The 21626-nt window shown below is 51.4% G+C and carries 19 protein-coding genes and 1 pseudogene; 11 read left to right on the top strand and 9 right to left on the bottom strand.

Going from position 1 to position 21626, the window contains the following annotated elements; translation table 11 throughout:
* Positions 1-15 precede the first annotated feature (15 nt).
* On the bottom strand, positions 16-906 hold the full coding sequence (cysM, locus tag NP596_RS01540; RefSeq protein WP_256613441.1) for a cysteine synthase CysM: 891 nt from the start codon (positions 904-906) through the stop codon (positions 16-18).
* A gap of 137 nt (positions 907-1043) precedes the next feature.
* On the opposite strand from cysM, the gene ppk1 reads away from it, so the two are divergent.
* Together ppk1 and dnaQ are read left to right on the top strand one after the other, a co-directional pair.
* Positions 1044-3128 carry a polyphosphate kinase 1 gene (gene ppk1 / locus NP596_RS01545; protein ID WP_256613442.1) on the top strand — a complete coding sequence of 695 codons (2085 nt, stop codon included), beginning with the start codon at positions 1044-1046 and terminating at the stop codon, positions 3126-3128.
* On the top strand, positions 3125-3859 hold the full coding sequence (gene dnaQ, locus NP596_RS01550; protein ID WP_256613443.1) for a DNA polymerase III subunit epsilon: 735 nt from the start codon (positions 3125-3127) through the stop codon (positions 3857-3859). Before ppk1 ends, dnaQ begins: the two co-directional genes overlap by 4 nt.
* Before the next feature lie 11 nt (positions 3860-3870).
* Here the strand turns inward: dnaQ and rpoS are convergent, their stop codons facing one another.
* The gene (rpoS, locus tag NP596_RS01555) at positions 3871-4857 is read right to left on the bottom strand and encodes an RNA polymerase sigma factor RpoS (RefSeq protein ID WP_256613444.1); all 987 of its coding nucleotides are present in this window, start codon (positions 4855-4857) and stop codon (positions 3871-3873) included.
* Positions 4858-5289: 432 nt separating this feature from the next.
* Complete coding sequence (locus NP596_RS01560; RefSeq protein WP_256613445.1) at positions 5290-5790, bottom strand: DnaJ domain-containing protein; 501 nt, start codon at positions 5788-5790, stop codon at positions 5290-5292.
* Positions 5791-5869: 79 nt separating this feature from the next.
* Here NP596_RS01560 and mobB point away from each other — a divergent pair, with 79 nt between their 5' ends.
* Together mobB and moeA are read left to right on the top strand one after the other, a co-directional pair.
* A complete protein-coding gene (mobB, locus tag NP596_RS01565) occupies positions 5870-6394 on the top strand; it encodes a molybdopterin-guanine dinucleotide biosynthesis protein B (protein ID WP_256613446.1) in 525 nt (174 codons plus the stop codon).
* Entirely contained in the window at positions 6387-7637 is a 1251-nt protein-coding gene (gene moeA, locus NP596_RS01570) for a molybdopterin molybdotransferase MoeA (RefSeq protein WP_256613447.1), read from the top strand. Before mobB ends, moeA begins: the two co-directional genes overlap by 8 nt.
* Positions 7638-7703: 66 nt before the next feature.
* Here the strand turns inward: moeA and NP596_RS01575 are convergent, their stop codons facing one another.
* The 5 genes and pseudogenes from NP596_RS01575 to NP596_RS01595 all read right to left on the bottom strand — a co-directional run bounded on the left by NP596_RS01575 (position 7704) and on the right by NP596_RS01595 (position 14013).
* Positions 7704-11279, bottom strand: a complete 3576-nt coding sequence (locus NP596_RS01575) for a DUF1631 family protein (protein ID WP_256613448.1) — start codon at positions 11277-11279, stop codon at positions 7704-7706.
* An 18-nt stretch (positions 11280-11297) separates the two neighbouring features.
* Positions 11298-11552: pseudogene (locus NP596_RS21960) on the bottom strand (PilZ domain-containing protein); the annotation flags it as partial.
* A gap of 247 nt (positions 11553-11799) precedes the next feature.
* Positions 11800-12522, bottom strand: a complete 723-nt coding sequence (locus NP596_RS01585) for a DUF3581 domain-containing protein (protein ID WP_256613450.1) — start codon at positions 12520-12522, stop codon at positions 11800-11802.
* Between the two features lie 13 nt (positions 12523-12535).
* A complete protein-coding gene (locus NP596_RS01590) occupies positions 12536-12859 on the bottom strand; it encodes a rhodanese-like domain-containing protein (RefSeq protein WP_256613451.1) in 324 nt (107 codons plus the stop codon).
* Positions 12850-14013 carry a pyridoxal phosphate-dependent aminotransferase gene (locus NP596_RS01595; RefSeq protein ID WP_256613452.1) on the bottom strand — a complete coding sequence of 388 codons (1164 nt, stop codon included), beginning with the start codon at positions 14011-14013 and terminating at the stop codon, positions 12850-12852. Before NP596_RS01595 ends, NP596_RS01590 begins: the two co-directional genes overlap by 10 nt.
* A gap of 112 nt (positions 14014-14125) precedes the next feature.
* Between NP596_RS01595 and dksA the strand changes: the two genes are divergently transcribed.
* The 5 genes from dksA to NP596_RS01620 all read left to right on the top strand — a co-directional run bounded on the left by dksA (position 14126) and on the right by NP596_RS01620 (position 20110).
* The gene (gene dksA / locus NP596_RS01600) at positions 14126-14548 is read left to right on the top strand and encodes an RNA polymerase-binding protein DksA (protein WP_256613453.1); all 423 of its coding nucleotides are present in this window, start codon (positions 14126-14128) and stop codon (positions 14546-14548) included.
* Positions 14549-14574: 26 nt separating this feature from the next.
* A complete protein-coding gene (gene gluQRS / locus NP596_RS01605; protein ID WP_371927880.1) occupies positions 14575-15447 on the top strand; it encodes a tRNA glutamyl-Q(34) synthetase GluQRS in 873 nt (290 codons plus the stop codon).
* A 143-nt stretch (positions 15448-15590) separates the two neighbouring features.
* Complete coding sequence (locus NP596_RS01610; RefSeq protein ID WP_256613454.1) at positions 15591-17120, top strand: hypothetical protein; 1530 nt, start codon at positions 15591-15593, stop codon at positions 17118-17120.
* Between the two features lie 168 nt (positions 17121-17288).
* Complete coding sequence (acs, locus tag NP596_RS01615; RefSeq protein WP_256613455.1) at positions 17289-19226, top strand: acetate--CoA ligase; 1938 nt, start codon at positions 17289-17291, stop codon at positions 19224-19226.
* 5 nt (positions 19227-19231) lie between these two features.
* The gene (locus NP596_RS01620) at positions 19232-20110 is read left to right on the top strand and encodes a DMT family transporter (protein ID WP_256613456.1); all 879 of its coding nucleotides are present in this window, start codon (positions 19232-19234) and stop codon (positions 20108-20110) included.
* 14 nt (positions 20111-20124) lie between these two features.
* Here the strand turns inward: NP596_RS01620 and NP596_RS01625 are convergent, their stop codons facing one another.
* The gene (locus NP596_RS01625; protein WP_256613457.1) at positions 20125-20577 is read right to left on the bottom strand and encodes an Rrf2 family transcriptional regulator; all 453 of its coding nucleotides are present in this window, start codon (positions 20575-20577) and stop codon (positions 20125-20127) included.
* A 117-nt stretch (positions 20578-20694) separates the two neighbouring features.
* Here NP596_RS01625 and NP596_RS01630 point away from each other — a divergent pair, with 117 nt between their 5' ends.
* Positions 20695-21033 (top strand): hypothetical protein, encoded by a 339-nt coding sequence (locus NP596_RS01630; protein ID WP_256613458.1) that lies wholly within the window; start codon positions 20695-20697, stop codon positions 21031-21033.
* On the top strand, positions 21026-21625 hold the full coding sequence (locus NP596_RS01635) for a c-type cytochrome (protein ID WP_256613459.1): 600 nt from the start codon (positions 21026-21028) through the stop codon (positions 21623-21625). Before NP596_RS01630 ends, NP596_RS01635 begins: the two co-directional genes overlap by 8 nt.
* Position 21626 lies beyond the last annotated feature (1 nt).

Raw genomic sequence — 21626 nt, forward strand, 5'->3', positions numbered from 1 at the left:
TCCGGCCTACATGAATCAGGTTGGAAACACGCCAGTGGACAGGTAGCGGTCGCCGCGGTCGCAAATAATGGCCACGATGACGGCATTTTCCACCTGTTTGGCCAATTGCAAGGCGGCGAAAACGGCACCGCCCGAGGAGACGCCGGCAAAGATGCCTTCTTGCGCGGCCAGGGCGCGGGTGGTGTTTTCGGCGTCGGTTTGATTGACTTCGATAATACGGTCGACCCGGTCGGCATGGTAAATTTTAGGCAGATATTCTTGCGGCCAACGGCGAATGCCGGGTATTTTCGAGGCGCCTTCCGGCTGCACGCCGACGATTTCCACCGCTGCGTTTTGTTCCTTCAAATAGCGGGAAGTACCCATAATGGTGCCGGTGGTGCCCATGGCACTGACGAAATGGGTAATGCTGCCTTGGGTGTCGCGCCAGATTTCCGGGCCCGTGCCTTCGTAGTGCGCGCGCGGATTGTCCGGATTGGCGAATTGGTCCAATATGCGGCCCTGGCCATCGGCTTCCATGCTACGGGCCAAATCGATCGCCGCCTCCATGCTGCCTTGAGCCGGGGTCAGTATGATTTCGGCGCCGTAGGCCTTCATGGAGGCGATGCGTTCGGCGCTCATGTTATCCGGCATGATCAGGGTCATTTTATAGCCTTTAATCGCGGCGGCCATCGCCAGCGCAATGCCGGTATTGCCGCTGGTGGCTTCGATCAGACGGTCGCCGGGCTTGATTTCGCCGCGCGCTTCGGCATGCTTGATCATGCTCAACGCAGGCCTATCCTTGACCGAACCGGCCGGATTGTTGCCTTCCAACTTGGCCAAAATGATGTTGCCGGTCTCGCCCGGCAGACGCTGCAGGCGCACCAGCGGCGTGTTACCGACTTGGGACTCGATAGTAGGAAAAATCATGTTTTTTGAGGGGAACGATGGACGATGGTTAATTATAACAAATACGCATTATCCGCGGCGCGCCCGCTAACCGTAACAGTACGCATCGCCTAATTGCTCTATAATCCCGATGTCGTCATACTCAACCCATATTGCACATGGATACCCCGGAATTTAGCATCCCATCATTGAACAGCCCCGAGCTTTATATCAACCGCGAACAAAGTTTATTGGAATTTAACATCCGCGTACTGGCGCAGGCGCTGGATGAACATCTACCGTTATTGGAACGGCTGAATTATTTATGTATTTCCTGCTCCAATCTGGACGAATTTTACGAGGTGCGCGTCGCCAGTTTGATACAGATGGGGGAGATGGATTCCACGGCCATCAGTGTGGACGGCCTGAGTATTCAGGAGCAATTCGAAAAAATCTCCGCCAAGGCTCATGAGCTGGTTGCCGAACAGTACCGGGTTTTAAACGACGTCTTGATTCCCAGTCTGGAATCGCAAAATATCCGCTTTTTAAAACGCGAAAGTTGGAGCGAGGCGCAAAAAATCTGGCTGGAAAAATATTTCAATGAAGAATTATTGCCGATTCTAACCCCGGTGGGGTTGGATTCCGCGCACCCTTTCCCGCGGATATTGAATAAAAGTTTAAATTTCATTATTTCGCTGACCGGCAAGGATGCCTTCGGCCGCAATAGCGGACGCGCGGTATTGCAAGCGCCCCGAGCCTTGCCGCGCATCGTGCAGATTCCAGCCGGCGAAACCGATAGCGGTCCGCATGATTTCGTATTTTTATCCTCCATAATTCATGAATTCGTTTCCGAGTTGTTCAACGGCATGACGGTTAAAGGTTGCTATCAATTTCGGGTGACGCGGAACAGCGACTTTTTTGTCGACGACGATGCCATCGACGACTTGATGCTGGCCGTGGAAGGCGAACTGGCCATGCGCAACTACGGCGATGAAGTGCGGCTGGAGATCGACGCCAACTGTCCCGAAGAAACCGTCAGCTTTTTATTGGCCCGTTTTGAGTTGACTCCCGACCGTCTGTTTCTGGCCAACGGCCCGGTCAATTTGAGCCGCATCCAAGCCATTTACAGCATGGTCGACCGTCCCGATCTGAAATTTATGCCGTTTAAACCGGGCTTGCCAAGCATATTAAAGAAACACAAGGATATTTTCGCCTGCATCAAAAAACAGGATATTTTGTTGCACCACCCCTACGAATCCTTCAATCCCGTGGTGGATTTCGTGCGGCAGGCCGCTGCCGATCCCGATGTCCTGGCCATCAAGCAAACGTTATATCGCACCGGCGTCGATTCGCCCATCGTGGCCGCCTTGATCAAGGCGGCGCGCGCCGGCAAGGAAGTTACCGTGGTGATCGAGTTGCGGGCCCGCTTCGACGAGAAGGACAATATCGGCTTGGCCGCCAAGCTGCAGGAAGCGGCGGCGCATGTGGTGTATGGCGTCGTAGGCTACAAAACCCACGCCAAAATGTGCATGGTGCTGCGCAAGGAAGGCAATACTTTCCGCAATTACGTACACCTGGGGACAGGCAATTATCACCCTAAAACCGCGCGGCTATACACCGATTACGGTTTGTTTACCTGCGAAAAAGAATTGAGCGAAGACGTGCGCCGGGTCTTCATGCAGCTCACCAGCCTCGGCAAGGTAAGCAAGCTTAACAAGCTGTTGCAATCGCCTTTTACCTTGCACCAGGGCTTGATGAAAATGATAGAGCGCGAAATCGAACAGGCCAGAAAAGGCAAACCGGCCAAGATCATCATCAAAGTCAATGCAGTGGTTGAGGAACAAGCGATACAGGCTTTGTACCGCGCTTCGCAGGCGGGCGTGGAAATCAAATTGATTGTGCGCGGCATGTGCTGCTTGCGGCCCGGCGTGCCCGGCGTGTCGGAAAACATCGAAGTACGCTCCATTGTAGGCCGGTTTTTGGAACACACCCGGATTTATGCGTTCATGAACAGTGGCGACTGGGCCATATACGCCTCCAGCGCCGATTTAATGAACCGGAATTTATTCCGACGCGTGGAGGTTTGCTTCCCGCTGGAAGATAAAAAAGCCAGCGGTCGGGTTTTAAACGATTTACACGCCAATTTAAACGATAATTCGCAAGCCTGGCTGTTGCAAAGCAACGGTCAATACCTGCGGGCAACGCCCGGCGGCGAACCGCTGTATCAGGTGCAAACCGAATTGCTGAAGGCTTTCGCCCAATGACGGCCGCCTCGTCCATGCCCTCCAAACATCACAGACAAGTGGTTTTGGATACCGAAACCACCGGCATCAACCCCAAGGAAGGCCACAAAATCATAGAGATCGGCTGCGTGGAACTCGTCAACCGCCGGCTAACGCAAAACCGTTTCCATGTCTATCTGAATCCTAACCGGGAAATCGATGCCGGTGCGATTGAGGTGCACGGCATAACCAACGAGTTTTTGCGCGATAAACCCAGTTTTGCGGATATCGTGGATGATTTTATGCGCTTTACCCAGGGCGCGGAACTGATTATTCATAACGCGCCGTTTGACGTGGGTTTTTTGAACCACGAACTTGCGCAGTTGCCCAACGAAACCCGTTCGGTGGAAAGCAATAGCACGGTATTCGATACCCTGGCTTATGCGCGCAAGAAGCACCCGGGCGCGCGTAATAGTTTGGATGCGTTATGTAAACGCTATGGTATAGACAACAGCCACAGGGATTTGCACGGCGCCTTGCTGGACGCGGAAATCCTTGCCGACGTGTATTTAATCATGACCGGCGGTCAGGCGTCGTTACTGGATGAAAACGAGGAAATGCGCACCGCGGAGCAACACCAGTTGGTGCGCTTGTCGGCCGACCGTCCCAAATTAAAGGTAATCGGTTGTTCAGAGGAAGAATTGGCCAGCCACCGGCAGCGTCTGGAAAAGATCGCCAAGGTCAGCGGCGATTGTCTTTGGTTGCGGGAGTGACCGTCTAAACGTTAATTGAAAATCGATTCGAACGAATACCCCGTATCTTCCAGAATTTCTTTCAAGCGTTTCAGACCATCCATTTGAATCTGTCTGACCCGTTCGCGGGTAACGCCCAGTTCCATGGCCACTTGTTCCAAGGTAGCGCTCTCGAAGCCGCACAAGCCGTAACGGCGGCAAATGACTTCGCGTTGTTTATCGGCAAGTTGATAAACCCATTGCGTGACATTGGTTTGAATCAGATTATCTTGCAGAATTTCAGCCGGCGAACGGCTTTCTTCTTCGGTGATGGTTTCCAGCAAGGGTTTGTCGAATTCCTTGCCGTAGGAGACGTCGACCGAAGTCACGCGTTCGTTAAGTTTCAACATCTTGTTGACGGTTTTGACCGGCTTGTCCAGATGTCTGGCAATGTCGTCCGCAGTGGGTTCATGGTCCAGCTGTTGGGCCAAATTGCGCTGGGCCTTCAGATAAACATTCATTTCCTTGACGATGTGTATCGGCAGGCGAATGGTGCGGGTTTGGTTCATGATGGCCCGCTCGATGGTTTGCCTGATCCACCAAGTGGCATAGGTTGAAAAGCGAAAGCCGCGTTCGGGATCGAATTTTTCCACCGCCCGGATCAAGCCCAGATTGCCCTCTTCTATCAAATCCAGTAAGGGTAATCCTCTATTGAGATAACGGCGGGAAATTTTAACCACTAAGCGCAAATTGCTTTCTATCATGATTTTGCGGGCATCGGGATCGCCCGCCAGTGCGCGCTTGCCGTGGATTTTTTCTTCGTCCGCGGTAAGAAGTTGAGATTTACTGAGCTCGTTCAGATAGGCGCGAGTGGCGTCGAAGTTGCTTTCATTATGCGCCTCGCCGATATCCGTATCGGTAAATTTCAATTGTTCCGGAGCATCCAAGTCAGGATTGTCGTCGTCGATATCATCAAAAGATATGATGTCGGGAATCTCCATTTCCAAGTCTTTGCTTATATCAATCGCTTCTTCCATCATGACTCATCTCCAGGTTTGAGGCTTAAGTTTAGTCGGCATTCATACTGCTAAAAACACGCCGGATTGCCATTATTTTTGGTTAAATCGTCCTTCTTTCGACATTCTTGAATTGCTACGACCCTTTAGCGCAACCGCAAGAGCTTGGTCCGAATCAAGCCGGTTACCCTAAACCTTGCTGATGATAAGCACGGTAAAAATTTTTCCGGCTTGTGTCATTTCAACAACATACGGGCCATCTAAATCGGAATTTAGCATACCGCTATTCATTACCGAGTGCCAGTATAACTTTAAAACAATTTTGTTATCAATTGATTTTGTTCACATATTTTACAAATTTTAATGCACAAAAAAAGTGCATTTTCCGTTGTAAAAACACAACAAAAATATATAAACAATTGTTTTAATTAAGAAAATGTGAATTGACTCACAGCTTTATTCACCATTCGCCAACAAGATTTTTTTCGCCAAATTTATTTGGGCCGCCAAATAATCCGAACCGCCGCGGTCGGGATGCAGCTTGGAAATTAATTTGCGATGCGCCTCAATTATGTCCTTTTGGCTGGCGCCGGGCCTTAGCCCCAATATTTCCAGCGCCTCGGCCTTGCTGATGCCTCCGCGGGCCGGCCTGCGTTTATATTGCCGACTTTCTTGCGCGTTGCCGTGATTCAAGTTTTGCCATAACCGGTGCAATTGCGGCGCGTATTGCAAAATAACCGGCATTAATCGAACCATGAACGCAATCGCCACACCCAACGCGGCGAACAATACATTCAGTTTTCCGCTGCCCGCCAGCACCAAAAGCAGTAGAATAGCGATTATCCAACCGGTTTTTTTAATCCGCCTACCCGCTTCTTCGGCAGGTGTTTTTTGAAACCAGCGAATGGCCAAATAAATCGCTATCACCGGTACCAACAGCAATAAGATGCGTATCACCTTTACTCCAAATCCACCTGCAAAACCAAACTCATAATACCCTAGAATACCGGTACATTCACTTTCACTCGGCATGTCGATGACTCATCCAACCATTCTAGGTTTTGCCGCTTTTAGCGGTACGGGTAAAACCAGCCTGCTAACGCGGTTGATCCCGTTACTGAAGCAACGCGGTTTAAACGTCGGGGTGATAAAACACAGCCATCACGATTTCGAAATCGATTATCCCGGTAAGGACAGCTACCGGTTGCGTTCCGCCGGCGCTAGCCCCGTGATGATCGTGTCGCCATACCGCCGCGCATTGATTACCGAATTTTATCCGCACCGGGACGCGGGCCTGCAGGAGCAACTCGCCGCATTCCCGACGGCGGGACTGGATCTGATTCTGGTCGAGGGCTTTCGCCATGACCGTTTCGCCAAAATCGAATTACACCGTCCCAGCCTGGGCAAGGCGCTGCTTTATCCCGCCGATACGGATATTATCGCCATTGCCAGCGACCAGCCCATGGACACGCCGGCGGGCCTGCCCTGCCTGGATTTGAACAACCCCTTGGCCATCGCCGATTTTATTTTGCATTATTTTTTCAACGCCCAAAATGACTGATATCTGTTATCCCCACACCGCCGAGTTGCTGTCCGTGGAGCAAGCCCGGCAAAATATCCGCCTCGCCGTGCGTCCCGTTGACGGGCAGGAGCGCGTTCCGCTCCTGGGTGCCTTGGGGCGTGTATTGGCCGATACCGTTTGCTCCCCTATCGACATTCCGCCCCAACGTAATGCGGCGATGGACGGCTATGCGTTTGCCAGCGCGGACATTGCTAAAAACCAAGAATTTACCTTGCATGTCGCGGGTACATCCTGGGCTGGAAAGCCGTATTCCGGCCCCATCGAAAAAAATCAATGCGTGCGGATCTTTACCGGGGCCGTGGTGCCCGATTTTGCCGACAGCGTCATTGCTCAAGAACAGGTTACCGGCACCGGAGCCGGCGTCCGCCTGCCTAACGACACCAAACCCTATAAAAACATCAGAGCGGCCGGCAGCGACGCGCGGCGGGGCGAAACGCTGATCGCCTCTACCCAAAAATTAACCGCCAGAGACCTAGGGCTGCTGGCCGCGGCAGGCATTGCCGCGGTAAAGGTAAAAAACCGGGTGAAAATTGGATTTTTCTCTACCGGCGACGAATTAACCGGCTTGGGGCAACCCCTGGAGTCCGGACAAATATACGATAGCAATCGTTACATGCTGGCCGGACTATTGGACGATCCCAATCACTCGATTACGGATTTGGGCGTCATCAAGGACGATCCGGACTTGCTGGAACAAACCTTAGTGTCGGCCGCGGAAACTTTTGATGTCTTGATTTCCAGCGGCGGCGCATCGGTCGGCGATGCCGATTTCGTTAACCGAACCCTGCAAAAATGCGGGCAGGTCAATTTTTGGAAATTGGCGATTAAACCCGGTAAACCTCTGGCGTTCGGCCGCGTCAAAAATTGCTGGTTTTTCGGCTTGCCCGGCAATCCGATAGCCGTACTGGTTACCTACCGGCAATTTGTCGAGCCCGCGCTTCGACAACTGGCCGGTGCCCCATGCGCAACGCCTTTGCAACTCAAGGCATGTTGCGAAACGGCACTCCGCAAGTCCCCCGGCCGTCAGGAGTATCAACGCGGGGTTTTCAGGCAAACCGCGCCCGGCGAATTCACTGTCAAACCCGCCGAGCAACAGGACTCTCATCAGCTTAAGGCCGCCAGCTTGGCGAATTGTTTTATCGTCCTGGATAGCGATTCCAGCGGCGTGTCCGCCGGGGACATGGTAACCGTGGAACCCTTCGAGGTATGGAACCCAGGCTGAAACAAGGCATGTCAGTCTTGCCGATGCGTTAAAAAATAAAACGCTTTCACAACGGCAATTCGGCCGTCAAATTTCCCAAAACGAATTGTCCTCAAAATAGAATAACTCGGGATCCGCCCTTGGCTGAACGATCAATTCAGCTAACGGCATGGGTTTATGAATAAAATACCCTTGCCCGTAATCGACCCCGACTTCCCTAAGAATATCTTTTATTTCAGCCGATTCGACATATTCCGCAATCGTCTTTAAATTTAATGAATGGGCGATCTCGTTCATGGATTTAACGATGGCTAAATCGGCTTTATTATCGGCGAGGTCTTTTACAAATGCGCCATCGATTTTCAGATAATCGACATTCAAATTCTTTAAATAAGCATAAGAAGAGTAGCCAGAACCGAAATCGTCCAAGGAAAACTTGCATCCGAACGCTTTAATGGTTTTGATAAACTTTTTGGTAAATGCCAAGTTTTCGGATGCAACCGTCTCGGTTATTTCGAACACTAATTTCTCAAGCGGGAAATCGGAAACCTTTAAAATCGCTTGGAGAAACTGTAAAAACTCTTCACTATTTAGAGATTCGCCCGACAGGTTAATGGAAAATCCGTCCATATTGTCAAAGCTATGCCTGCTTTTTTCAATCCAGTCGAACACGGTGGAAATTACCCATTTATCGATTTCATGCATCCTTTTACAACGTTCGACAGCCGGTATGAAATGGTCAGGCGGAATAATTTTGCCATCCTCATCTCTTATGCCAAGTAAAATTTCATAATGTACATGGCTATCCTGACTCGGCTCAATCGGAGCAATCATCTGGCAACGGGCAAATAATCTATCCTCGGAAAAAACGGTATCGATTCGTCCTATCCACTCAAGCAATTTATTTTGATATTGTAAACTCTCGTTATCGCCCGCAAACAGCAGCACATTATTGCTGCCGGAATGTTCGGCGGACAAACTCGCGGCATCGGCTTGTTGCAGCAATTGATAAATATCGATGCAGTTATTTTCAAATGCGGCTAATCCCATGCTTAGCGTGATCGGAAAGCTTTTTTCCTGCCATTTAAAATGCGAATTACTAACTGATTTTATTAACTGATTCGACAAATCAAAAGCTTCATCAGTCAAACAATTTTTATATAAAACCGCAAAAGAGCTGTCGCCCAGTCTAGCCATTAAGTCGGACGACCTAAGCTGGTCCGACATTAGTTGAGTGACGGATTTTAACATTTGCGTACCGCCGGAGAGACCGCAAATATTTTTAATTACACGAAAATCCAACACCTCGATGTGGCAAAGCATGTGCTGAGTATCGCCGAGCTTTGGAAGTTCATTTTTTAATTGCTTAATAAACTCATCGCGCGTTATCAGATTTGTCTCCGGATCATGTGTAGCATTAAAGACAAATTTGTCATGCATATCCTGTAGCATGGAATTGGTGGTTCTTTCCGTTAAAGGCGTATCCAAATTGTCCGATATTTCCGCGCAGCCATGGCGAAAAAGCGCTACTAACTCTTTTTTATTAAACTGAAGGCTTTTTAAGCCCTCGGTATCCACAAATACATAAACAAGAGGAATACCCCCGACCCATATTAATTTCATAGCCAAAAACAAACCGGAGTCCTGCTTTATTTTTAACCATTCGCCGACGGCCAACTGATCTATCAATAACGTCCAATACTCATCGGTTTCGTCCGACAACTGGATGACATCCGGTTTTTGTTCGGCAATTTTAATGGTTTGAATGGTTTTTCTAACCCTAGGATTGCCAACGCCTAACAACAATGCGGTCAATTCTTCAATCACTTGCCTGCGTTCAAAAACAGGTGTGCCGGTTGAGCTCAGTTGGTCTTCAATAAAGGTAATGGTTGTTTGAATACTGCTGGTTTGAATTTTCAGAACCGAATCTTGCTCATAAAGCCAAAACATCAGGTCATCGATAACATTCAAATATGCCGATTTTCTATCGTTTAATTTTTCTTTATTCAGCTCGGTAAAAACCAGCAAATGTTGCCAGCCGGCATCCAGCAGCATTGGAATTACCGTCGGTATCGCCCGTCCCCCGATGCGTTTGTCGATTTCTTCTTGAATCGCCTGGCGCGCCATTGCCAGTTTTTGCTGCCCTTCATGAATATCGACGACATGTTTAATTCTGGCGTCAATGGTTTTGGTGATCTGCTTTGTGAAACTATTTAACTCATTTTCGATTTCTAATAATACATTCGGATTGGCCGGCACTTCCCTGGCAATCCGGGCGGTAATATGATGTAAAAATTGTTTGATACTGTCTTTTTTGGCGGTTCTGTTGCCTTGCATGGCCTGATCCAGAACAGCGAGTTGATTAAGTATGGTTTTGGCGGGATGGGAATCGGCTTCTAAAAACTCGTTACCTTGTAACGGCAAACCGATTAAGGGCAGAAATATAGTTTCCAAATAAGGCTGTAACGCTGTGGAAATATTAGGATCTTTGAATAAAGTATTAAAAAAATTTCCGTACACGTCCAAAAGGCTGCCATCGCGATGAGAAAATACCTTGGGTTTATCGGTAAGGTTTTTTAAGGTTTCTTGCAGACGCTCTTGCAGTTGCGCATAATCTTGGCGGATGAATTTGGCCGCGGCGTCGTTCTGTAATTGAGAAATAGCCGCCGTAATTTCATTTTCGTCAAAATAATCAACCGGCCTATCGATCAGTCCTGCATTATCTTGCGACTCGGACTTGGAAAACCCGGCATTCGGTAAATCGGCTTCCTTTAAAATATCAAGCAATTTTCCGGCAATATGCGTTAATGAAGGGGCGGCATGGTTTTGCCCGCTTTCCGCCGCGCCGCTATCCCGCGAGAATGGGGGTTTTTGCGCGCCGTGTAAAACGTCTTGGCTACCGGGGGCGGCCGCAATCGAATCCCGCCGATATTCGACTGCCGCATCAATAGTCTTTTTCTCGGCCGATTTTCGAGCCTCTAAAACAGCAACAGTTTGCCGGTAGAAATCGGGCAATAATTCGAACAACGTTTTACCGAAACAAATGTAAAGCACTTTGTTGGTTTTATTGTCCAGTTTGAAGTGTAGAATAATTTCCCTGAAGCAATCGCAAAGTACCGCCGGACAAATCGGGTTGTTGATAGTCGTTTTGGAACGCCCCAATATTCTACTCAACTCGCGGGTCACTTGGTTAATCGGCTCTTCGAAATGATTGCTCAGCTTTCTTATGATTGCCGACATATTCAACCAATCTTCAAAATCCTCTTTTTCGACCAATGAAAGAGGTCTGTCGAAATGCGTAATGTCTTCTTTTTTTTGATTATGTTCGCTAATCCAATCGACCTGGTCGATAACGGAATGGCAAAATTCGCTGGTACAGATCCCGATATTTAATTTTAAAGTCGTCACTAAATCGTCTAATTCGGAACGGCTGGAAAAGTAATCTGAATGCGTATTGGCCTTTTCCAGGTTATTGCCGATTTCTTCAAAAAAGTGAGTCGCTAATTTAGCTAAAGACTCAACCAGGCTTTGTTTCAAAAACAGTTTAAAGTTTTCATACATCAACGGCCTGTCGCCGCTCTCCGCATCCGAGGTGTTGCTTATAGCTTGAGTTGCCTGTGTCTTTAGCGCATTAAAGGCCGCAAGCGGCATGTTATCGACCATAACCCCGACACCGTTAGGGGAGCTATGCATCAATTGCGCATCGATTTCGAACGATTGCCCGCCCCGTTCGGCGGGAACGTTGAACTGGATTTTGAGTTGTGTGGGCAAGGCAATATCGATATTGGCGGCAAGCCGCAAAAACAAGCCGTGCGAGCAAAAATCCAGAATCAGGCAATCGAAACGCCCCGCTTCGCCCGCTTTGAGTACAGCTTGCAGTTCTGTCGCGTATCGAATATGTCTGCGCTGTTTGGGTTTTTTGCTATTGATTAGCATGCCTGGATAAAATCGGATGACGTACGGAAGAAAAGCAATTGCTAATAATAGCGCAACTTTGAAAACCTTTACGGTTATTATTGGGCCGTTTAGCTAGTTGGAAACCGAATCCAATGCCGCGCGTTTTCGGCTCGTAAACGCGCGGCAGATACTACGGCGCAAGACGTAACAATTGCCGCCCAATCGCAGGCTATATATCCGGCTAAGAAACTAACATTAAAAACGCATCGCGATCGATGCGGACAGGTTATCTGTCCACCAGCTCGGCCAAATAACCGTTTTTTCGCGCCAGATAATCGTCCACAAAGGCCTGCATCGGCAAGGCCTCGTAAGCGCGCAAACCGCTGACGGCCAGTTTTTTAAAGCCCGACCCGACAATCTCGTCACCGGACTTGATTTGAAAATACAGATAAGCCGTGGCACGCTTGCCGTTGACTTCCATTTTCGGCTCCAGCATCTCGAGCGTGGGATTCAATACATCCAGCTTCCGCATCTTTAAGGTCATACTTTCGTAGATAACCAAAGGGCGGTCGATATTAAACATGACATTTTCTTTTTCCAGCAATGGGACCAAGACATAGGGAAAATTTTGCCCGGAAAACGCCACATAATCCCTTATCAAGGTTTCGATCATGGCGTGGTCGTGGCTGACGTTACCGGAACGCTCAATCTGTAGGTAGGTTTTGCCTTGATTGTCCGTAACTTCGATATGCTCGGCATCGCTGTCCGGGAAATTCAGTAAAACGCCGTCGCCCACCATGCCGGAAAAAATAAAGTGCATTTGCTCGCTAAGGCCGTATTTTTCCAGCACCAGGGAAAACAACAAGTCGCCCGGGACGCAAAAACGCTTGGCGTCCACATCGTGCAAGGGATTGAAATCGTGAGCAATTTCCTTGGCAAACATACTGGCCTGCTGGGCGGCGATACGAATGCTGCTGTCGTGGGTATCGTAAAATTCTTTCAGAAACATGATTATTATTTTTTTAATAACGTGGGACAGTGGGATCGCAGCTTACGGACCAGGCATCTATACCGCCCTTCAGGTTGTATAGCCGGTCAAAACCGTATTGCTCCAAAAACAAACAAGCTTGCTGGCTGCGCATGCCATGATGGCATATCGCCACAATGTCTTGTTCGTTATTCAGTTCCTGTATCCTTTCCGGGATTCGGTTTAACGGAATGTGTATGCTGCCGTCGACATGGGCGAAAGCATATTCATGCGCTTCGCGTACATCAAGAAGCAGGAGCTTGTCGCCTCGTTGCAGGCGTTCCTGTAACTGTTGAGCGGTACATTGTGTTATCGGCATATAAATCGTTCCAATCTGGTTAAAGCGGCGGCCATTCTATCCATAGATGCGGTATATGCAAAACGGATATGTTTATCCGCCAAATATTGTCCGAAATCCCGGCCCGGCGTTACCGCCACGCCTTCCTGTTCCAATAAATCGCGGGCAAAGCCGAAACTGTTGTCCGTGAAAGCGCTGCAATCGGCGTAAATATAAAATGCGCCTTCGGGCTTGCAGGCAATTTTGAAGCCTAGTTTCAACAAACTGTCATATAAAAAATCGCGCCGGGCTTTAAATTCCAGGCGCCGCCGCTCCAGTTCGGCCAAATTTTCTTCGGTAAACGAGGCCAACGCCGCGTACTGCGAATGGGTGGGCGTGGAGATGAAAATATTCTGCGCCAACTTTTCCGCCGCCTCGACAAAATCCTCCGGCACCACCAGCCAGCCGACCCGCCAGCCGGTCATGCCGAAAAACTTGGAAAAACTATTGATCACAAAGGCATCATCGCTGTAAGCCAATGCACTCATGGCGGGTTGATCGTAAACCAAGCCGTGGTAAATTTCATCGGAATAGAAACAGCCGCCCAGTTCATGCACCTGATCTATGGCGCGCTTTAAGTCTTCACCGCTCAACAGGGTGCCGGTCGGATTGGATGGCGACGCCACCAAGACGCCTTTACTGTTCGGCCGCCAGTTTTTGGCAATCAGATCGGCCGTAAGTTGGTATTCGCTACCTGCGTCGACATCGACAAAATGGGTCTGGCCGTTAAACAGGCGCACAAAGTTATCGTTACAGGGATAACACGGGTCGGCCATCATCACTTGTTCGCCGGGATTCAAACTAATCCCGAATGCCAGTAAAAAGGCGCCCGAAGCGCCAGGCGTGACAAAGACCCGGCCAGGATCGAGTTGAACGCCGTATTGCCGGCGATAATGCTCGGCTATACTGCCGCGCAATTCGGGCAATCCGGCCGCCGCCGTATATTTAACATCACCTGTTTTCAGTAAGGCACGGCCGGCGGCTATCACACCTTGCGGGGTTGGAAAATCCGGCTCGCCGATTTCCATGTGAATAATATCCCTGCCTTCGCGCTCCAATTGTTTGGCGTGTTGTAATAATTCCATGACATAAAAAGCAGAAATACCCTGCATTCTGTCCGCGACTTGCTGTTTCATAATGGGCTTACCAATGGGCTAATGCGCGGGCATGATAACAAACTTCTTGCTTGCCCCTGCTCATTCTGATAAAAAGCCCCGATTTTTTTAAAAGATAGCCAGGAGTCAATGGATGAATAGTTCCACGTCAGAATTCACTTTCAAACCTTACCAAGAGTCTGAAGGTGAAGAATACATGAACGAGGCCCAGTTACAGCATTTCACCAATATCCTGAACAAATGGAAATCCGAGTTGATGGAAGAAGTGGATCGCACTGTACATCACATGCAGGACGATGCGGCCAATTTTCCCGATCCTAACGACAGAGCCACCCAGGAATCCGAGTTTAGTCTGGAGCTGCGCACCCGCGACCGCGAACGCAAGCTGATCAAGAAAATCGAGGAGTCGCTGAAAAACATCGAAGCCGGCGATTACGGCTACTGCGAAACCTGCGGCGTCGAAATCGGCATCCGCCGTCTGGAAGCGCGCCCGACCGCGACATTGTGCATCGACTGTAAAACCCTGGATGAAATTCGCGAAAAACAAATGGGTTAACCCTGCCGCAACATTCCCCACCCTATATCGGCCGGTTTGCGCCCTCGCCTACCGGCCCGCTGCATTTAGGCTCGCTCTATACCGCCCTGGCCAGCTATCTCGATGCCCGCCGGCATCGCGGTCTCTGGCTGTTGCGTATCGACGATTTGGATACGCCTCGCAATGCGCCGGGCGCCAGCGACGCCATTTTACGCTGCCTTAGCCGGTTTGAGTTGCACTGGGACGGCAGCGTGTATTATCAAAGCCGGCAACAGGAAAGCTACGCGCTAGCCTTCGAACAATTACGGCAACAGCAATGGATATACGCTTGCCGTTGCAGCCGCAAGGATTTGGCCGGCATACCGGTTTATCCGGGCCGCTGCCGAGAGGCCGGCTTCCCTCTCGATGGTTCGTCGGCTTGGCGCCTGCGAGTGTCGGATGTGTCGATACGCTTTCATGACGCCCTGCAGGGCTGGATCGATGAAAATCCGGCCCTCGAACACGGCGATTTCATCGTGCGCCGTAAGGACGGTATTGTGGCCTATCAATTTGCGGTGGTCATAGACGACTTCCGGCAGCGGGTCAGTCACGTGGTACGCGGTGCGGATCTGCTCGATTCGACAACCAGACAGCGCTATTTGCAAACCTTGTTGGGCTATCCTGAACCCGCCTACATGCACCTGCCAGTGCTCGTCGATCCCCTGGGCAACAAACTCAGCAAGCAAACCCTGGCCGCGCCGGTAGACGACACGCGGCCGGCCTATACCTTGTTTCTGCTATTGCAACTGTTACGGCAAAACCCACCCTTATGCTTGCGCAAGGCGCCGGTTGCCGAACAATTGGCTTGGGGCGTTGCGCACTGGCGGCCGCAAACACTGGAGAAAATACGTACAATGCATACGTCGGAACAGCAAGATTAGATTTTGACGCCACTTAAGCCTCTCGATCCGCGGCGTATCGATGAAACTTACTCGATAAACAAAACGCCGACCCATCTATAATAGGGCCACGAAACCTTTCCGATTACCAAAACCTCTTAAACAACAAAATCCAATACGCTACGATGACAGCCGAATTCGTAATTTATAGTACCGTACAGTGTCTGGGAACGGCGGCGACCCTGTTCTTCGCCTACCGTTCCTTCCAAAAACGCCGAATACAGCTGGGCGATGCGCCGACGCTGCCGCAGTATTTCAGCCGCAGAAGCACTTACTGGACAGGTATCGCGCTGTATTGCGCATTGATGGCTTCGATTTATTGGCTACTGACGTGGCAGTGGCTGTCCCTGGAACCCTTGTTTACCCTGATCGTCAGCAACCTACGTTCCGGCGAATGGCTGGATCTGCTGGAAGGGCTGGACGGCGGCACCTTGATTCCGCTGATCGTTGCGGGTTTGTTTCTGTTTTTTATCGACTGGGAAAACCGCTTCAACCCTCTGCTGATTCTCAGGGACAGTATTCATGACGCCTTCGCCATTCCGACCAAGGCCGCGCAGGTTTATAACGCGCTGATGGCGTCGAGGTTATCGGCGGTGGACGATCGGATCAAGGCTCAAATCGCCGACCGTTTATTGGTGCAGAGCATAGACTCGGGCGATTTCGACAAATCCGGCGCCACGGTCGAATATAAATGGGCTCATAACTGCCTGCTCTTCGACCGCATACAGCACTATGCCGACCAGTCGTCTTATCGGCGCTTTTTCAACGAGCCGTCGCTAAAATGGGGGGAAATCTGTATCAGCTATAACTCAATGTCGGAAAAAGTCGCCATTTGGAAGGATGCGGAACCGCACTACACCAAGACGGTGCTGTTAATCAAGGACTTGGACAATCTTACCGGCCTGCTGTGCCGCCTGCTGGCTTCGCTTATCGTCTTCGGCAGCCCCAGCGAAGACGACATGTGGGCGACGGTTAAACAGCTTGGCGGCAAGGTGAATGAGTCCCGCCTGCAACATACCTACAAATATGTGCTGATTTTTACCGCTGTCACCAGCATCGGCGTCATGCTGGGCCGGGAAATATCGGTGTCGCTGCATAACAGCATCCTGTTTCCGGACAAACCGCTACCGCATTTCAGCTACACCACATTGCGCTGGATTGCGTATGCCATACCGATGTATGTGTTGCCGATAGTGTTGGTGTTTGTGGTCCGGGCGCTCACGTTCGGACAGCAGCACGAACAGTCCGAGCGTAATTACGGTTTTTACATGGCCATGATGCTCCTGGGGGGCGCGGTCAGCACCACGACGGCGACAGTAGTGTTGGAGCTGACTTTTTACCATAGGCCGCAGTTCGAATTTCTGGACAGCTTTATCCAACACCTGCGCTGGGGAATTCTGCCGGCGCTTATCAGCGGCTATGTCGCCTACCGCATGGACATGCCGGCCGCCGCGACGGAAACGCCGGTCAAGCAGTTCCTGTCCGGCGTCTTGCGGTTTTTCGGCTGGGGGGCGGTAGCGGTCATTTTCATGCTTTACGCCACCGACGATTTACCTATAGACGTTTCCAACCTGCGCTTCACGCTGGTCGGTACCGCTTTTTTCGTGGTGGGCCTATTGGCGGCATTCGCCTGTTTCAAAACGTCTCGCTCGTGAGACCAGCGCTTGCCGGGCGCGGCAAGCGTTCAGAATATAAAAAAGGGTTGCCGCAAATATCGGCATTGTTGGATGATTTATCAGGCTAAGTTACGCTAACCCAAAAACGCTATCGGCCAGTGCTGTGCCGACAAGCCAAAAAACCGGAACCGGACCCAAGGACTTACCATGTCGGAACATCACCTTTATCCTGTCAAACCCGAAATTGCCGCCATGGCGCATATCGATGCGGATCAATACCATCGCCTGTATCGGCAATCGATAAGCGATCCGGAAGGTTTTTGGGCCGAGCAAGCCCGGCAATTTCTGGACTGGGAGCAACCCTGGCAACAGGTGCTGCAATGCGATTTTCTTAACGGCGATATTCACTGGTTCATGGGCGGCAAATTGAATGCCAGCGTCAACTGCCTGGACAGGCATCTGGATACGCGCGGCGACCAGATCGCCATCATTTGGGAAGGCGATCACCCGGATTATGACGCCAAACTGACCTATCGCGAATTACACCGCGAAGTCTGCAAATTCGCCAATGTATTGAAAGCCCAAGGCGTGAGAAAAGGCGACCGGGTGTGCATTTATTTACCGATGATCAGCGAAGCGGCGGTGGCGATTCTAGCCTGCGCCCGCATCGGCGCGGTGCATTCCATCGTCTTCGGCGGCTTTTCCGCCGACGCCCTGCGCGACCGGATTCTGGACGCCGATTGCCGGCTTTTGATCTGCGCCGACGAAAGCTACCGGGGCGGCAAAATCGTCCCCGCCAAGATCAATGCCGACAAGGCCGCCGCCCAGTGCCCCAACTTGACCACCGTTATCGTCATCAAACATACCGGACACGCCATACCCTGGCATCCCGAGCGCGATATTTGCTACCGCGCGGCCATGGCGGAAGCCTCGGCGGATTGTCCACCGGAAACAATGGACGCGGAAGATCCCTTGTTCATTCTGTATACTTCCGGCTCCACCGGCAAACCCAAGGGCGTGTTGCATACCACCGGCGGTTACCTGTTGTACGCCGCCATGACCCACAAATACGTATTCGATTATCACGACGGCGACGTGTATTGGTGTACCGCCGATATCGGCTGGATCACCGGCCACTCGTACGTACTTTACGGCCCGTTATGCAACGGCGCCACCACCTTGATGTTCGAAGGCGTGCCCACCTACCCGGCCGCCGATCGTTTTTGGCAGGTGGTGGACAAACACCAGGTCAATATTTTTTATACCGCGCCGACGGCGATACGCGCGCTGATGGCGCAAGGCGACGGCTACGTGACCCGCACCGACCGCGGCAGCCTGCGCATACTGGGCAGCGTTGGCGAGCCGATCAACCCGGAAGCCTGGGAATGGTATTACCACGTGGTGGGCGGCGCGCGTTGCCCCATTGTCGATACCTGGTGGCAAACCGAAACCGGCGGCATTCTGATTACGCCGCTGCCCGGCGCCACCGATTTAAAACCCGGTTCGGCCACGTTGCCGTTTTTCGGCATCAAACCGGCGATTGTCGATAACGACGGCCATATCCTGGACGGCGTGGCCGAAGGCAATTTGGTCATCACCGACTCCTGGCCGGGACAAATGCGCTCGGTTTACGGCGACCATGACCGTTTCATCGAAACTTATTTCAAAAAATTCCCCGGCTTGTATTTCGCCGGCGACGGCGCCAAGCGCGACGAACACGGCTATTACTGGATCACAGGCCGGGTGGACGATGTGATCAACGTTTCCGGCCACCGTCTAGGCACTGCGGAAATCGAAAGCGCGCTGGTATTGCATCACGACGTCGCCGAAGCGGCCGTGGTGGGGTTTCCGCATGCCATTAAAGGCCAAGGCATTTACGCGTATGTGACGCTAAATGCCGGCGTGCAGCCCAACGACGAGCTAAAAAAACAACTGAAGGAACTGGTCAAGGAAGAAATCAGCGCCATTGCGCTGCCGGATTTCATTCAATGGGCGCCCGGCCTGCCCAAAACCCGCTCCGGCAAAATCATGCGCCGCATCTTGCGGAAAATTGCCGCCAACGATATCGGTAATTTAGGCGACACCTCCACGCTGGCCGATCCGGCGGTGGTGGACGACCTGCTGGCGCAACGCGCCAGACAATAATCCGCGTGCGTATCTTTTTGGCTTACCTGGGCGTGGTGTTGATATGGTCCACCACGCCCTTGGCCATCAAATGGAGTTCGGTGGACGTCAGTTTTGTGTTCGGCGTCACCGCCCGCATGTGCATAGGCGCGGTCTGCCTGTTTTTGTTGATGCTGTTGGCCCGCCAGCCGTTACGATTAAACCGCAAGGCGCTGCAAACCTATTTGGCGGTGGCCCTGCAACTCTATCTGAGCATGCTGATCACTTACTGGGGCGCGCAATATATTCCCTCCGGCTGGGTATCGGTGATATTCGGCTTAAGCCCTTTCATGACCGCATTTTTGGCGGCGGCTTTTTTAAAGGAACGCAGCTTGGGCCTCGGCAAGCTGATTTCCTATGTCATGGGCATAATCGGCTTGTTGGTGATGTTCAACTCCGCGCTGGAGATCAATGAACTGGCCATACAAGGCATGCTGGCCATGCTGATGGCGACCTTTTTATATTCGGTCAGCTCGGTGTGGGTGAAACAGATTCGCGCCGAACTACCCGCCTTGACCCAAATCAGCGGCGGCATGTTATTCGCGCTGCCGGCTTATTTAGTCACCTGGTATTGGCTGGACGCAGCGGCGTTACCGGTTGCGGTGTCGCAACAAACCCAACTAGCCATCCTGTATCTGGGCATGATCGCCACGCCCATCGGTTTTGCGCTGTTCTACTATCTGCTGATTTACCTGCCGGCCACCTCGGTCGCCATGATTACCTTGATCACGCCGGTGTTTTCGCTGCTGCTCGGTTATTTCGTCAACCAGGAACCCTTGACGCTGAAAATCGCCTTCGGCAGCGGTTTGATCGTCCTGGCCTTGGCGATCCATGCCTCTACGGACCGCCGACAAAACCCGGTCTAGCGGCCGGAAAACCGCTATTCCCCGGGTTCGACGCCGGTGCCGGCCTGAATTCCGGTCAAACTGCCCGCCGACAGCAAGTCGGATAGCACCGCGCCGTCCAACACCTGTAAAAACTGTTCGACCGCGCGCGCCAGCAAACCCGTTAGTCCGCAATGAGGCTGAATCGCGCACTGGCCTTGCTTGCCGGGATTGAAACATTCGGCCATTTGAAAATGGCCTTCCAACTCTCTGACGACGCGACCCACGCTGATTTGCTCCGCGGGGCCGGCCAGGCAAATGCCGCCGCCCTTGCCGCGCACGGTACGCACAAAACCTTTCAGTCCCAAATTGTGCACCACCTTGACCAAATGATTTTTGGATATGGCGAAAAACTCCGCCAGCTCGTTGATGGTAACCAGTCTGTCCGGATGTAAAGTCAAATAAATCAAAACCCGTAATCCGTAATCCGTGTGCGCGGTCAGCTGCATAAGTTAATTGTTGTTTAATAATGTATTTGAAATAAATCTTTAGAGGTTTTACACTCTTATAAGATGCATATATGATGAATGTTTATAAGAAACGTTCCCTATTATCGGAGAATTCTAATGTTGGTCGAACCCGTAGCCCTATCCGATTTCTTTTTGAGCTTTTTCAGCGCGGCCATGATCATACTCAGCGCCGCCTTGTATGCCGCGCTTTACGCATGGGCCAAAATCAAAACCCGCCCGCGGTTTTACTGGGGCGCATGGCTTGCCTATGCCGCTTTATTGGTTTGCATCGGCATCTTCAGCACGGTTAATCATTTTACCGGTTACTGGCTGTGGCTGTCGCTAAGCTTGGCGGTGGGGTACGCCTTTATGCCCCGTTTCATCTGGCGGCTATGCGTTGCGACCCATGCCGAAGAACCCGAACATTCTCATCAATCTGGAGGTCGTCATGACTGAGCAAGTCCCGCGCTGGGCATCCGAAACGTTTTGGAAAAAAACCGCCATCTGGGTAACCGGCGGTTCCTTCGTGTTGCTGGTAATTTTAACCTTCGATTCCCTATCCCAAATCACGGCGGGCGGTTCCCGCGTGCAGGCGTACGGCGTCATCAATAAAGACGTTAGTTACCGCTTCGACAAAGCCAAACAGCGTTATCAGCCGGTCATCGGCGGCAATGCGCCCTTATTCGGCAAGACCTTGAGCGAAGAGGAAGCGGAAAAACTGGTCGACCTCGGCAAAAAAACCGTGCAAGCCAAAAACTGCATGAATTGCCATACCCTGCTCGGCAACGGCGCCTATTATGCGCCGGACTTGACCAAGGCCTGGCTGGACCAAGGCTGGATCGCCAAGGAATCGCGCGAACAAATGATGGTGGATTTCCTGCTCGACCCGGAAAAAAACGCCCGTACCTTCGGTTCCAACCGCAAGATGCCCAATCTGGACATCACCCAGCCGGAAGCGGAAGCCATCGTGGCCTTCCTGAAATGGATGTCCACCATCGATACCAACGGTTTTCCGCATAATTTCAAAGCCATCGGCGAAGAGGAATAAC

It is taken from the genome of Methylomonas rivi (assembly GCF_024505165.1).
Taxonomy (GTDB): Bacteria; Pseudomonadota; Gammaproteobacteria; order Methylococcales; family Methylomonadaceae; genus Methylomonas; species Methylomonas rivi.